The following is a 13,500-nucleotide window of genomic DNA, read 5'->3' as shown; positions in this document are numbered from 1 at the left end:
GATCGGCGGATTCGACACTGCGCACCGGGACGGCGCCGGCCGGTGCGCGCATGCGCCGAAGGCGCGAGTCTCGAGGCCTGAACGGCGAGACCAAGGGGGCCTCAACCCCGCGCGCGCCAGCGCGCCGAAAACACAGCACCTTCACGAGCAGGTCAGCACTCACCCCCCGAACATCAGCTGCGACACCGTATAGATCGCCAACCCCGCCAAACTGCCGACCACAGTGCCGTTGATCCGGATGAACTGCAGATCCCGCCCCACCTGGACTTCGATCTTCTTGCTCGCCTCCTCCGCGTCCCAGCGGGCCACCGTATCGCTGACGATGGTGGCGATCTCGTCGGCATAGTTGGCCGCCAGATAGCGTGCTCCGCGCTCGATCCAGCCGTCGACCTTGGCGCGGGTCTCGGTATCGTCGCGCAGCCGTTCACCCAGCTGTTGCACGTTCTCCGCGACCTTGCGCCGCAGGGTGCTGTTCGGGTCGTCGGCGGATTCCAGGATGAGCCGTTTGGCGGCCCGCCAGGTCGCTTCGGCCAGTCCGGTGATCTCCTCCCGGCCCATGATCTCGGTTTTGATCCGTTCGGCCTTGGCGATCATCGTTTCGTCGTACTGCAGGTCGTGGGCGAATTCTTCCAGGAAACGGTTGGCGGCCAGCCGGACCTCGTGGTCGGGAGTGGAACGCACCTTCCAGGTGAATTCGACCAGTTCCCGGTACACCTTCTCCGAAAGCAGCACGTTCACGAACTTCGGCGCCCACTGCGGCGCCTCACCGTTCACTATCCGGTCGATCGTCTCCTGGCTGCCCAGCGCCCATTGGTGGGCGCGCTCGGCGAGCAGGTCCAGCAGGGGCAGCTGCCGGTTGTCGGCCAGCAGTTCGGAGAGAACCCGGCCGATCGGCGGCCCCCACAGCGGTTCGGCGATCCGCTTCACGATGGTGTTGTCGATGACCTGTTCGACATCTTCGTCGCGCAGTACCCCCACGACCGCGCGCAGGATGGTCGAACTCTCGTCGGCCACCCGGGCGGCATTGCCGGGCCCGGCCATCCAGCGCCCGACCCGCCACGGGATCTGCGCGGAGTTGACCTTCGCCGTGACCACCTCCGGGGAGAGGAAATTGGTCCCCACGAAATCGCCCAGGCTGGCGCCGAGTTGATCCTTCTTCCGGCGGATGATGGCGGTGTGCGGGATCGGCAGACCGAGCGGATGCCGGAACAGCGCGGTCACCGCGAACCAGTCGGCCAGGGCGCCGACCATGCCCGCCTCGGACGCCGCCCGCACATAACCCACCCAGTCGCCGGCCCCGCCGCGTGACTCCAGCCACCGGCACACCAGGTAGATGATGGTGGCGACGGCGAGCAGCCCGGTGGCGACAGCCTTCATCCGCCACAGGTCCCGGCGTTTGGCCGCGTCGTCGGTGAGGGTGGCGAATACGCCCGGTGGTTCGGCCGGGCTGCCGGGGGCGGACACCCCAGCAGCGGATTCGAGCACCGCGCTACTACCGGTCGCTTTCTCCATACCTCCATTCTGCTGTGTTCATGGCGCTGCCTCCGGCAGCGCGGGGTCGGGGCCCTCGTGACCCCGGTTCTTCACTCCTGCGCTCCTCCGCTTCGCTCCCCCGCCCCGTCGCTCCAGAACCGGGGCGGGCCCCGACCACGGAGGTGGACCGTCCGGGTGGACGGAAGGTGGAATCCGCCGGGAGGAGCAGTCCTTGTTCCGCGGGGCCCAGCAAGGTGTCGTCAGTGCCCAGCAAGGCGTCGTCGGGTCGGACCCGCTTCGGTGACCTGGGCCTTCGGTTAGCTGGGCGACGGTGCAGATGCAGTGCTCGAAGTCGGTCCTCCGGCCGACACAGGAAGGGCGGAGCGGCCGAGCGCGATCCGTTGTCCGGGTGCCCGGACGCCGAGGTAGTCGGGCTCCGGCGGAGGTGCATGTGGTGAAGAGTGGGTTCTGCTCTTGCGGATATGCCGACACCACGGCCGGCGTGGGTAGGCTCACAGCACGGCTGGTGCCCGGCGACTGCCGTCTCCGGACGGCCGGCGCTTTCTCCGGACGGCCGGAGTGCCGGTCCATACCCATGGGAGCGCCCGTCCGTGCCTACCGGGACCAAACGAACCACCTGGGCGGGGATGGGGCCTAGAGTGGAACGCACGTGAACCGTCCGACCGAGGAGCCCACGCTGTCCACCGAAGACCTGCTCGATATCGGGAAATCCGCCGATCGATCGGCGCCGGTGCGTACCCCGCGGACCGACGGTCGTAAGCGCCGCTGGCGGCAGCACAAGATCGACCGACGGGAGGAACTGGTCGACGGCACGCTGGCCGCGGTGCGCACGCGCGGCGGGAATGCCGGAATGGACGAGATCGCGGCCGAGATCGGCGTGTCGAAGACCGTCCTGTACCGGTACTTCTCGGATAAGAACGACCTGGTGAATGCCGCGATGCAGCGGTTCATCGAAATAACGCTGATGCCGCGTGTCTACGGTGCGATCAGTCTCGATGCCGACGAGTACCAGCTGGTGCGCTCGGCGCTGGCCGAGTACGTGGGCGCGGTCGACGAGGATCCCGAGGTCTACCGGTTCATCATGGGGACCGGTTCCGGCGATCCGTCCTCGCTGGCCGATTTCGAGCGACTGTTCGCGGAGGTGGTCGCTGCGGCGATCACCGAACGCGGCAGCGAGCGCGGGATCGAGACCGAAGGCGTCATGCTGTGGTCGTATGTGCTGGTGGGCGGCATCCAGCTCGCGACGCACTGGTGGACCATGCACAAGACCCTGCCCCGCGAAGAGGTCATCGATTACCTCACGATGATGGTGTGGAGTGCCATCGAGGGGATGGCCCGGGCGGGTGGTTCGCGGACCAGGTTCGCCGAGCAGGAGCATGTGCTGCCCCCTGTCTCCCTCGACGACCAGGCCGTCTGAGCCGGCGCGTGCACCGGGCTCGACATCCGGGCCTGTTTGGCTAGTCTGATCCCGTGCGGTGACGAGGAACCGGCTGTGTTCTTCTGTCGTCGTAGGCGCGCGTCGGCACCAACGGAGGTACCTCGATGGCGAAACAAGTGCCGACATCCCGGCTGACCCGCGGCACCAAACTGGGTGCTGTCGCGGCCGGCTCGATGATGCGCAGGCAACGCGCCCGGATTTCGATGCGTGGGCGGTCGGAGGCCGTGCGCGCCCGGATGGCCGAGGAATCCATCCTCCGCAGTACCGAACAGCTGGTCATGGTGCTGGGCACCATGAAGGGCGTGGCCATGAAACTGGGCCAGATGATGTCGGTACTGGATCTGGACCTGGTGCCACCGGAACATCGCGAACGCTTCCAGAAACGGCTGGCGGTGCTGCGCAACGCCGCGCCCTCGGTGTCGTTCGAGGCGATGCGCGCGGTGATCGAGGAAGACTACGGACAGCCGCTGGACGCGGTGTTCGCCGAATTCGAACCCCGGGCCATCGCGGCCGCCTCCATCGGCCAGGTCTATCTGGCCCGGCTGCACGACGGCCGCCAGGTCGCGGTGAAGGTGCAGTACCCGGGGATAGACGCGGCGGTCCGGGCCGATCTGAAGAATCTGAACATGTTCCGCCGGGTGCTGCAGTCGGCGATGCCGTGGGTGACCCCCGCGGTCCTCGACGAACTGCGGTTGAACATGGAAGCCGAACTCGACTATCACATCGAGGCCGAAACCCAGCAGGACATCGCGGCGCTGTACGCCGACCATCCGTTCGTCGTCGTGCCGCGGCCGGTCCTCGAGCACAGCACACGGCGGGTACTGGTCACCGAATATCTGGCGGGCACCGCGTTCGAGGATGTCCGCAAGATGCCGCGGGCCGAACGCGACCGGGTCGGCGAGATCATCTATCGCTTCTACGTCGGGTCGCTGTTCGATTTCAACGAGTTCTGCGGGGACCCGCATCCGGGCAATGTGCTGCTCGCCGCGGACGGCCGGGTCGGGTTCCTGGATTTCGGGCTGTTCAACCGGATGGATCCCGAACACGTCCGGTTCGAGGCGATCTGCCTGTGCGCGGCCGCCGAGGACCGGGGCGAGGATCTACGCGAACTGATGATCCAGCGCGGTGTCATCGATTCCGAGGACGAGATCGGCGTCGAGGAATGTCTCGAATACGTCCTCTCGGCCTCCGAGTGGTGTCTGGTGGACCAGGAACTCACCATCACCCCGGAACTCGCCAGCGGTGCGTTCCTGCTGGCCGTGGACCCGCGGTCCAGTGAGTTCTCCGGTATGAAACAACAGAATCTGCCCCCGGAGCATCTGTTCTCGCGGCGGGCCGATTTCCTGACCTTCGGCATGCTGGGTCAGCTCGAGGCGACCGCCAATTGGCATCGCATCGCCCGGGAATGGTTGTACGGCGACGAACCGGACACCGAACTCGGCCGAATCCATCGACAGTGGCTGGCCCAGCGCCGGCCCGCCAAGCGCGGCAAGCGGCGCACGGGTTAGCGCCGCCGCACCAACACACATTCAAGGGGTTCGATCCATGACGGACACACGCGAATTCGATCTCGTCGTATTCGGCGCCACCGGCTTCGTCGGCAAACTCACCGCCCAGTATCTGCTGGGCGCGGCGCCGGCGGGAGCTCGAATCGCGCTCGCCGGCCGCTCGGCGGACAAACTCGCCGCCGTCCGCGACGAGATCGGCGCCGCGGACTGGGGTCTGGTGGTGGCCGATTCCACCGACCAGGAGTCGATGGACGCCCTCGCCGCCCGGACCACCGCCGTGATCACCACAGTCGGCCCGTACCTGCGCTACGGGATGCCGATGGTCGCCGCCTGCGCGAAGGCCGGTACCCATTACGCGGACCTCACCGGCGAACCGCTGTTCATCCGCGACGCCATCGACAAGTACCACGAGGAGGCCGCGAGCACCGGCGCCAAGATCGTGAACTCGTGCGGTTACGATTCGGTCCCTTCGGATCTGAGCGTCTATCAGCTCTACCGGCGTACCGTCTCGGACAATACCGGCGAACTCGGTGACACCACCCTGATCGCGACACTGCGCGGCGGAGTCAGCGGCGGCACCATCGATTCCGGGCGCGCGATGATGGAGGCGGTCGCGGCGGACAAATCGAAGGGCGCGGTACTGAGCCACCCGTACTCGCTGAGCCCCGACAAATCCCTGGAACCGGATGTGGGCCGCCAGACCGACCTCACCTTCCAGCGCGCCGGCGATATCGACCCGAGCCTCGACGGCTGGCTCGGTACCTTCGTGATGGCCTCGCACAACACCAAGATCGTGCGCCGCAGCAACGGCCTGCTGGGCTGGGTATACGGCAAGAACTTCCGCTACCGCGAAACCATGGGTGCCGGATCCTCCCGGCTGGCACCGGTGATCGCCGCGGGTATCTCCGGGGGTGTCGTCGCCGGGATGGCGATCGGCGGTCTGCTCTCCCGGTTCGGTGCCGGGCGGGCGGTCCTCGACCGGATCCTGCCCGCGCCGGGCACCGGCCCCAGCGAGTCGACGCGGGAGAGCGGCTGGTTCCGCATGCGCACCTACACCCGGACCTCGTCGGGTGCCCGATACCGTGCCGATTTCGCCGGACTCGGCGATCCCGGGTACAAGGCCACCGCGGTCATGCTCGGCGAGAGCGGTCTCGCGCTGGCCTTCGACGAGAAACCCGAACTCGCCGGGGTGCTGACCCCCGCCGCGGCCATGGGCGACGCATTGACCGAACGCCTGCGCGCGGCCGGGATGACGATCGATGTCGAGCCACTGGGATGAATCTCGCTCGGCGCACCATGAACGCCCCCGCACTGGCGGCGGTCTACGAACGGGTCTGGCGGCCCACGGTTTTCTACTTGGCCACCGGCCGCACCACCGAATCCGACCGCCGTTTCGCGGTGGATTCCCTGCAGCTCGGCCGCGCGCACCGGGTCCTGGACATCGCCTGCGGGCCCGGTAATTTCACCCGATTCCTGAGCGAGCACGTACCGGCCGACGGCTTCGTCACCGGTATCGACTTCTCACCACCCATGCTGGCCCGCGCCCGCGCCGACAACGAGGGCCCGCGCGCCGGATACGTCCGCGGCGATGCCCGCTATCTGCCGTTCGCGGACGGGAGCTTCGACGCGGTGTGCTGTTTCGGCGCGCTGTATCTGATCCCCGATCCGCTGGTCGCGGCCCGGGAGATGATCCGGGTGCTGGCGCCCGGCGGCCGGATCGCCATCACCACCAGCCACCGGCCGGACAATCTGCTCGGCGAACTGACCCGGGTCACCGCGGCGGTGAGTGGACTGCGGATGTTCGGCGACCGTACGTTCCCGGATCTGTTCACGGCGGCCGGGCTGGTCGATATCGATCAGCGGGTCCATCGTTTCTTCCAGTACGTGACCGCTACCCGACCTGTCGCCGGGGCGGCCGGCCGGGGAACGGCCCGGCCCGCGGTATCCGGCCGCGGGGTCTGACGGATCCGCGCCGCGAGACGAATTGCCCGACCCGTTGCCACCTCTCGATCCGCCGCTGCCCGCAGTCCGCTGCGGGTGCGCCAATTCACAGCCGAATCCCTATGACCGGCGGGTTTTCCCACGCGTGCACCGCTACTCGTCGGTAGAGTCACGGTGCGTACCCACGGGCCGGAAGGGGGATTCCAGATGTCGGTGCCGGAGGTGGGTCAGAGTACGGCTCGCCGGTTGTACCGTGCGGCCACGGCCGGCGCGACGGATTCGTTCACCCTTGCCGAAGATGTCGCCCTGCGGTTGGCGCATGCCTGCGACACCCTGGTGGCCGAACTGGAGGCTGCCCGGCTCGGCGGGTACCGGATCGCCGAAACGAACGGCACCGCGGGATTCCCCGATCTACCCACCGGAAATGCGCTCGCGGCCGGATTCCGCGGTAAGGCAGGGGAATACCTCGCGACCCTCACCGCCCTGCAGGAGACGGCACTCTGCTTCAAGGCCGCCTATCTCGCTGCCGCGGGCAAACTCGCCGAAGCCGATCTCGCCAACCGCGCCGCACTCGCGGTGGTGGCGGATCGTGCCGGCTCCGACCACGACCGCCACGAACAGGACGGCCATGGCTGAATCCGCCGAAACGGACCCGCCCTACGCCCCGGAACGCGAATGTTTCGGCAGTTTCACCCATCAGGAAATCTGGGACCGGGTGCACGAAGTACTCGACCCCGGCGTGCTCGGCGAAGCGGCGGCGGCGTGGAAGTCGAACGCGGACGCGGTGGCCGAGGCCTTCACCGCGTTCACCGATACCGCCCGGCGCGAATTCGACCGCTGGTCGGGCCATTCGGCGAGCGCGGCCCGCCAGGCGACCCGGGAATTCATCATCCGTGGCAGCGAAACCCACGAGGCGTGCCGAGCGCTGCAACATCTCATGGAGGGCAATACCGAAGCGGCGCAGACGCTCCGGTCGGCGCTGGCCCCGCCGCAGCCGTACCGGCCACTCGACGATCCGGCCGCCGAGGCCGTACACGGCGGGCGCCGCCGGATGGACCACGATATCGCCGCCGCCGCGGCCACGGCCGATGCGCAGGACGCGATGACCACGATCTACACCCCTACGCTCCCGGCTTCCGGTGATCGGGTCCCCCGGTTCCCCGACACCACCGGTGTGGGCGGCGGGAGCCCGAGCCGGTGAAATGGATTCTGACCCCGGACGAATTCAGTTACGTCTGGGCCAATGAGACGAGCCTGGACCGCCGGCCCTATCCGGTGAATCTGGCACCGGCGAGCAATGTCCGAACCGAATCCGAACTGGATGCCCTGCGATTACCACAGCGGTTCGCCAGACAGGCCGACCCAGATCTGGCAGCCGCGCTCATGCTCTGCGCCCGCCCGGACGCCACCTCGGTCACTATCTCCGGCGAACGACCGGCACCCGTTCGCGACGGTGATCAGCCGCATACCGAGCAGATCCTCGGTTTCGCCGCCGTCATCGATCACCACGCCGCTGTTCTGCACGCCACGCCCACGAAGGTCATGGTCCACATGTGCCATGCCCAGGACCTGGGGGGCCGATTGGTGCAGCTCATCGGATCGGCCCGGCCCGGGGCCCACGGCCCGTTCCACCAACCCCAGGACGCAGTGCTCACCGATGCCCCGATACCCACCGTCGACGGGAACGGCGACGCCGCGCGGTTCCGCGCGACGCTGCGTGAACCCGTCGACTCGCGGGGTTTCATCACCGTCACGGTGGCCCCCGACGACCCCATGTCCCCACCCACCCTGCACCGCAGCTGGCTCGATATCCGCGACGATGGCCGCTACCTCCTGACCACCGCCGATGTCCTGGTCCTCGCGCCGGTCAGCGATTCCGATTTCGCCGACAATCTGCAGAGCCTGGCCCGTATCCGCGGCAGCACGCCCGGATTGTGATAGTTCTGTCCGATGTCCGAGCACTGGAAGATTCCCGCGAGCCGGGCCCTGCGCGCCGACGGCCTGCGCGTCGGCGATATCGACACTTCTGCCAAACCCGGATTCCCCGGTCGCAAGAAGGACGGGGAACAGCTGCTGAGCGAACGCGGCAAGGTTCTGGCCGGTCTGCAGGAGAAGCTGTACGCCAACGGCCGCTCCGGGGACAACCGCAGTGTCCTGCTGGTGTTGCAGGGAATGGACACCGCCGGTAAGGGCGGCATCGTGCGCCATGTCATCGGCTCGGTCGACCCGCAGGGCGTCGATCACGCTGCCTTCGGTGTCCCGACCGAGGAAGAAAAGCGGCACCACTTCCTGTGGCGTATCCGCAAACAGCTCCCACGGGGCGGTCAGCTGGGTGTTTTCGACCGCTCGCACTACGAGGACGTCCTGGTGGCGCGCGTCCACGAACTCGTACCGGAGGCCGTCTGGCAGCAGCGCTACACCGAGATCAACGATTTCGAGCAGGAACTGGCCGAAGCCGGGACAACCCTGGTGAAGGTCGCGATGTTCGTTTCGCTCGACGAACAGAAGAAAAGGTTGCGGGAACGGCTGGAAAGGCCGGACAAGTACTGGAAGTTCGATCCCGGCGATATCGACGAACGCGCCTACTGGCCCGCCTACCAGCACGCCTACCAGGATCTGCTGGACCGCACGTCCACCGATCACGCGCCCTGGTACGTATTGCCCGCCGACGCGAAATGGTATTCGCGACTGGCTGTCAGCGAACTGCTCATCGAAGCGCTCGAGAAGCTGGAGCTGAGCTGGCCGCCGGCGACCTTCGATCCGGCCGCCGAACTGCGCCGCCTCGACACCGCCTGACCGACTCGGGCGCGTGAGTTATGGAAACTCTCAGCAAGCCGGGCAATGATGGGGCGGTGTGCCGGGAACCCCGGCGCCCCTCGGCGAACCTACCTACGGCCGGGGCAGCGAGGCGAGGGAAAGGCGTGGTGAACGCACGGTGAGCAAAAACCCCGGGCGACCCAATCCGCTGGCGGCGGGCGCGCGCGCGGACCGCAACCGCAAGATCGCGATCCAGGTCGGTGTGGCCGTCGTACTCGTGGCACTGGTCGCGGCGATCGGTATCGGCCTGGCCGTGCGGAACTCCGGTTCCGACGATGTGGGCCCCGTCCCGGCGGTTGCCACCGAGAACGGCGCCATCCGGATCGGGCAGCCGGACGCGAAGGCGACCGTGCGGATCGTCGCGGATATGCAGTGCCCGGTCTGCAAGCAGTTCGAGGCCGACCATGCCGACCTGCTGAGCAAGTCCGTGGCAGACGGTAGCGCCGCGGTCGAGTACAACATCGTGGGTTACCTGGACAAGATGTCCAGCACCGAGTACTCCACTCGCGCGGCGAACGCGTCCTACTGTGTGGCCGAGACCGGCACCGACAAATATCAGGACTGGTTGAAGCTGATGTTCCAGCAGCAGCCGCCCGAGGGTGGCGCCGGCCTGACCGACGAGCAGCTCGTCGCCATCGCACAGCAGGCGGGCTATACCGATCCCAGCATCGCCGATTGCATCGCCGACCGGAAATACGACGGCTTCGTCGCCGCGAAATCCAAGGAATCGCTGGCAGAGGGCATCGACGGAACCCCGACGGTCTTCGTCAACGGTGAAAAGGTGAAACTCACCGCCGACCCGAGCGGGCAGAAGTTCGACACCGCACCGCTGGCGGCCGCGATCCAGGCGGCTGCGGGCCGGTGATCCGGACTTCACCGCCTGCCGCCTGGACGATGCTCCTGTGCGGACTGGCAGGCTGGATCGCCGCGTTCGTCCTGCTCGTCGAAGATTTCAAACTGCTCAGCGAGCCCGGCTACGTACCCTCGTGCAGCTTGAACCCGGTGCTGTCCTGCGGTTCGGTGATGGCCACCGATCAGGCGGCGGTACTCGGATTCCCGAACCCGATCATCGGCGTGACGGGGTTCTCGGTGGTGGTCACGCTCGGGGTGCTGTCGGTCGCGGGTGTGGTGCTGCCACGATGGATCTGGACCGGGCTGTGGCTGGGGACTGCTGCGGGCACGCTGTTCATCTGCTGGCTGATCTTCCAGAGCCTCTACCGCATCAATGCGCTGTGCCCGTACTGCATGGTGGTCTGGGCGATCATCACACCGCTGCTCGCGGTGATCACCGAGCAGCTGTGGGGTAACGACCGGGGCGCACTGCGGGTGGTCGCGGAATGGCGCTGGACGTTCGTCGCGGTGTTCTACGCGGTGGTGCTGGTGCTGGTGTTCCTGCGCTTCCAGGACTACTGGCTGTCACTGTTCTGACTCGCGACCGGCGCGTCGTGCGGATGCGGTCGGGCGAAGCTCGCCTGCGAACGGTGCCCGGTGAGCCGCGGTGAAGGCGGCGGACGCCTAGCCCGGTGTGCCGGTCGCCAGTTCCACCGCCACGACCCGTTCGGCGCCGTCCGGTGCCCGCACGCCCAGCCGCACGGTTTCGCTGGGTTTGTGAGTGTCGATCACGGCGCGCAGGGCGCGGGCGCTGGTGACGGCGCGACCGTCCACCGAGGTGATGATCTCCCCGGCCACCAGGCCGGCGGTCTGCGCGGGCAGCCCCTGGATCGCCATATCGACGCGGGCGCCGTGCGGCCGGGCATCGGAGATCAGGACACCCAGCGTGGCAGTGGGGCCGATGTGCACGGATTCGGTGGGGGTTCCGGACCGGATCTGCCGCACGATCCGCATGGCGGCGTCGATCGGCACCGCGTAGCCGTTCGGCGGATCGGTGGCCCCGCCGGGTGGCGGGTCCCGGCTCCCCGACGCGGCGGCGATCACGCCGACGACCGCGCCGGTGTGATCGGTGAGTGCGCCACCGGACTGGCCGGCGCTGACGGCGGCTTCGATCTCGAGCATTCCGGTGAGCGCCTGCCGGGACAGATCCTGCTGGTTCAGCGCCATGATCGTGCTGTCCAGATCGCTGATCTCCCCGGTGACCGCGGTCGCCGTACCGCTACCGCCCGCATTGCCTACGGCCAGCACCTCGTCGCGAACCCGGAGTCCGGCGGAACTGCCGATCCGCGCGGTGGCCAACCCGTGGGCGCCGGTCAGCGAGAGCAGAGCGATATCGGCGTGAGCGTCGTAGCCGAGCACCTGGGCGGTGTACACGGCGCCGTCGGCCACGCGGCTGACCCGGACGGTTTTCGCGCCCTTCACGACATGATGGCTGGTGAGGACCTGGCCTTCGCCGGTGAGAACGATGCCGGACCCGGCGGCCGCGGCACCGAACGGCCGGGCGGCGGCGGTGATGTTCACCAGTACCGGGGACAGGCCACGGGTGAGCTCACCGGCGTTCAACGGAGGCCGGAGCGCGGGCCGTACCGGCGCGACGACGGCACTGCGGCCCGGTTGCGGGAGGCCGGGCAGTTCGCCCCGATAGCCGAACAGTGCAGCCAACGCGAGCACAGCGGCGAAGACGGTGATGAGCACACGGCCCCCGCCGGTGGGTCGGCCGGAGCCGGTGCCCTGCCACTGGTTGTCCAAGGAGCCTCCCGCTGCCGCAGCCGATCAGGACCATTGTCGCCCCGATTGCCGCGTGGCTGCCCGGTTTCGCAGCATGGGAGAAGTTATCCACAGGTATCCACAGTTATCCACAGGCACGGCGGAGCCTGGGGAAAGATCGGCCGGATACGTGTGGATTCGTTACTCCGGGCCTGCCACGGTCACATCCACGTCACGTCGCCCCGGCGACGCTTTACACCGTTCGACCGAAAACCCGCCCGGATGTCGGTGTCTGCCCGGAATCCCCGGCCCGGGACCGGCGCGGGAAAAACTACCGGTCCGTTATCCGGTGGAAACCGAATCAATAGATTTCCGGTATGCGTGCCGTTCCGGTGCGTCGTCCATCCACAAGCCCGCGGTCTTCATCCACACCCCGGGACCGGGTTTTCCACAGCGTTCTCCACAGTGTGGAGAATTGCACCGGAAGGCCTGGAATCCCCATTGTTCGACGGTGACCGATTGTTCGACGTCCACCGATCGAAACCGCATTCCGGGGATCGGCGCGGTATCGCGATCGGCCGGAAATCGTCAGATCGTCGCGGCGTCTATGACGAACCGATACCGCACATCACTGGCCACCACCCGGTCATATGCGCCGTCGATCTCGTCCGCAGAAATCAACTCGATTTCCGCCCCGATTCCGTGTTCGGCGCAGAAATTCAGCATCTCCTGCGTTTGTCCGATACCGCCGATCATCGAACCGGCCAGCGACCGGCGGCGACCGGCCAGCACCCGGGCCTGCACCTCGAGCGGCGCTTCGGGCAACCCCAGAACGACCAGCGTCCCGTCCAGCCGCAGCAGCTTCATATAGTCGTTGATCGGCAGATCCGCGGATACGGTGTTGATGACGAGATCGAAGCTGCTGCGCAGCTCCCGGAAAACCTGCTTGTCGCTGGTCGCGTAATAGTGGTGGGCACCGAATCGCTTCCCGTCTTCCTGTTTGCTCAGCGAATGGCTCAGTACCGTGACCTCGGCGCCCAGCGCCGCCGCGATTTTCACCCCGATATGACCGAGCCCGCCCATTCCGATGATCGCGACCCTTTTTCCGGGTCCGGCACCCCATTGCCGTAAGGGCGAATACAACGTGATTCCGGCGCACAACAGCGGTGCGGCCACCGACAGATCGATTCCCTCCGGGACGGCGACCACGAAGTTCTCGGTCACCACGATCTGCTTGGCGTATCCGCCCATGGTGTGCCCGCCGGGCTGCACTTCCTCCGGCACGCGCGTGTTGTAGGTCATCACCGCGCCCCGGGTACAGAACTGCTCCTCGCCCGCCAGGCAAGGCTCGCACTTCCCACAGGAATCCACCATGCAGCCGACCCCCACCCGGTCACCGACGCGGTGCCGGGTGACCGCCGAACCCACGGCCGCGACGGTGCCCGCGATCTCGTGTCCCGGAACGCACGGATAAGCCGCACCACCCCATTCATCACGAGCGGTGTGGATATCGGAATGGCAGATACCGGCGTATGCGATATCGATCAGGACATCGTCGGGCCCGAGTTCGCGCCGCTCGATGGTGACCTTCTCGAAAGCAGCGTCGGGTCCGGCCATCGCGTAGGCGGCTACAGCATTACTCATGCGTCCATGCCTACCGTCGCATACCGGTATTTGCCAACGTCCGGTCCGGACAGTGTGGCC

General features: G+C 67.3%; 13 protein-coding genes. 10 read left to right on the top strand and 3 right to left on the bottom strand.

Going from position 1 to position 13,500, the window contains the following annotated elements; all coding sequences use genetic code 11:
• Positions 1-159: 159 nt before the first annotated feature.
• Entirely contained in the window at positions 160-1,512 is a 1,353-nt protein-coding gene (locus ACWCPQ_RS14215; protein WP_449898410.1) for a DUF445 domain-containing protein, read from the bottom strand.
• A gap of 712 nt (positions 1,513-2,224) precedes the next feature.
• Here ACWCPQ_RS14215 and ACWCPQ_RS14210 point away from each other — a divergent pair.
• From ACWCPQ_RS14210 to ACWCPQ_RS14165, 10 genes are all read left to right on the top strand, one after another.
• Complete coding sequence (locus tag ACWCPQ_RS14210; RefSeq protein WP_449898444.1) at positions 2,225-2,911, top strand: TetR/AcrR family transcriptional regulator; 687 nt, start codon at positions 2,225-2,227, stop codon at positions 2,909-2,911.
• 125 nt (positions 2,912-3,036) lie between these two features.
• On the top strand, positions 3,037-4,440 hold the full coding sequence (locus tag ACWCPQ_RS14205; protein WP_449898408.1) for an ABC1 kinase family protein: 1,404 nt from the start codon (positions 3,037-3,039) through the stop codon (positions 4,438-4,440).
• Between the two features lie 37 nt (positions 4,441-4,477).
• Positions 4,478-5,719 (top strand): saccharopine dehydrogenase family protein, encoded by a 1,242-nt coding sequence (locus tag ACWCPQ_RS14200; protein WP_449898406.1) that lies wholly within the window; start codon positions 4,478-4,480, stop codon positions 5,717-5,719.
• Positions 5,716-6,402: a class I SAM-dependent methyltransferase gene (locus ACWCPQ_RS14195; RefSeq protein WP_449898404.1), complete on the top strand. Its 687-nt coding sequence runs from the start codon at positions 5,716-5,718 to the stop codon at positions 6,400-6,402. Before ACWCPQ_RS14200 ends, ACWCPQ_RS14195 begins: the two co-directional genes overlap by 4 nt.
• A 186-nt stretch (positions 6,403-6,588) precedes the next feature.
• Positions 6,589-7,017 (top strand): hypothetical protein, encoded by a 429-nt coding sequence (locus tag ACWCPQ_RS14190; RefSeq protein ID WP_449898402.1) that lies wholly within the window; start codon positions 6,589-6,591, stop codon positions 7,015-7,017.
• Positions 7,010-7,582 (top strand): hypothetical protein, encoded by a 573-nt coding sequence (locus ACWCPQ_RS14185; RefSeq protein ID WP_449898400.1) that lies wholly within the window; start codon positions 7,010-7,012, stop codon positions 7,580-7,582. The genes ACWCPQ_RS14190 and ACWCPQ_RS14185 overlap by 8 nt, the downstream gene beginning before the upstream one ends.
• Entirely contained in the window at positions 7,579-8,319 is a 741-nt protein-coding gene (locus ACWCPQ_RS14180; protein ID WP_449898398.1) for an ESX secretion-associated protein EspG, read from the top strand. The genes ACWCPQ_RS14185 and ACWCPQ_RS14180 overlap by 4 nt, the downstream gene beginning before the upstream one ends.
• Before the next feature lie 12 nt (positions 8,320-8,331).
• On the top strand, positions 8,332-9,177 hold the full coding sequence (locus tag ACWCPQ_RS14175; RefSeq protein WP_449898395.1) for a polyphosphate kinase 2 family protein: 846 nt from the start codon (positions 8,332-8,334) through the stop codon (positions 9,175-9,177).
• A 139-nt stretch (positions 9,178-9,316) separates the two neighbouring features.
• Positions 9,317-10,063, top strand: a complete 747-nt coding sequence (locus ACWCPQ_RS14170) for a DsbA family protein (protein ID WP_449898393.1) — start codon at positions 9,317-9,319, stop codon at positions 10,061-10,063.
• Positions 10,064-10,092: 29 nt separating this feature from the next.
• On the top strand, positions 10,093-10,626 hold the full coding sequence (locus tag ACWCPQ_RS14165) for a vitamin K epoxide reductase family protein (RefSeq protein ID WP_449898441.1): 534 nt from the start codon (positions 10,093-10,095) through the stop codon (positions 10,624-10,626).
• An 87-nt stretch (positions 10,627-10,713) separates the two neighbouring features.
• Here the strand turns inward: ACWCPQ_RS14165 and ACWCPQ_RS14160 are convergent, their stop codons facing one another.
• A complete protein-coding gene (locus ACWCPQ_RS14160; protein WP_449898392.1) occupies positions 10,714-11,838 on the bottom strand; it encodes a S1C family serine protease in 1,125 nt (374 codons plus the stop codon).
• A gap of 546 nt (positions 11,839-12,384) precedes the next feature.
• Positions 12,385-13,440 carry an NAD(P)-dependent alcohol dehydrogenase gene (locus tag ACWCPQ_RS14155; RefSeq protein ID WP_449898390.1) on the bottom strand — a complete coding sequence of 352 codons (1,056 nt, stop codon included), beginning with the start codon at positions 13,438-13,440 and terminating at the stop codon, positions 12,385-12,387.
• Positions 13,441-13,500 lie beyond the last annotated feature (60 nt).

The sequence above is a fragment of the Nocardia sp. NPDC001965 genome (genome assembly GCF_053594175.1).
Note: the sequence above shows the minus strand (reverse complement) of the source record. Positions and strands in the feature narration are given on the sequence as shown.

Excerpts from the sequence above, each read along its gene's own strand:
- ACWCPQ_RS14155 (WP_449898390.1), bottom strand. The coding sequence starts at position 13,440 with ATGAGTAATGCTGTAGCCGCCTACGCGATGGCCGGACCCGACGCTGCT.
- ACWCPQ_RS14165 (WP_449898441.1), top strand. The coding sequence starts at position 10,093 with ATGCTCCTGTGCGGACTGGCAGGCTGGATCGCCGCGTTCGTCCTGCTC.
- ACWCPQ_RS14205 (WP_449898408.1), top strand. The coding sequence starts at position 3,037 with ATGGCGAAACAAGTGCCGACATCCCGGCTGACCCGCGGCACCAAACTG.
- ACWCPQ_RS14190 (WP_449898402.1), top strand. The coding sequence starts at position 6,589 with ATGTCGGTGCCGGAGGTGGGTCAGAGTACGGCTCGCCGGTTGTACCGT.
- ACWCPQ_RS14200 (WP_449898406.1), top strand. The coding sequence starts at position 4,478 with ATGACGGACACACGCGAATTCGATCTCGTCGTATTCGGCGCCACCGGC.
- ACWCPQ_RS14175 (WP_449898395.1), top strand. The coding sequence starts at position 8,332 with ATGTCCGAGCACTGGAAGATTCCCGCGAGCCGGGCCCTGCGCGCCGAC.
- ACWCPQ_RS14195 (WP_449898404.1), top strand. The coding sequence starts at position 5,716 with ATGAATCTCGCTCGGCGCACCATGAACGCCCCCGCACTGGCGGCGGTC.
- ACWCPQ_RS14215 (WP_449898410.1), bottom strand. The coding sequence starts at position 1,512 with ATGGAGAAAGCGACCGGTAGTAGCGCGGTGCTCGAATCCGCTGCTGGG.
- ACWCPQ_RS14185 (WP_449898400.1), top strand. The coding sequence starts at position 7,010 with ATGGCTGAATCCGCCGAAACGGACCCGCCCTACGCCCCGGAACGCGAA.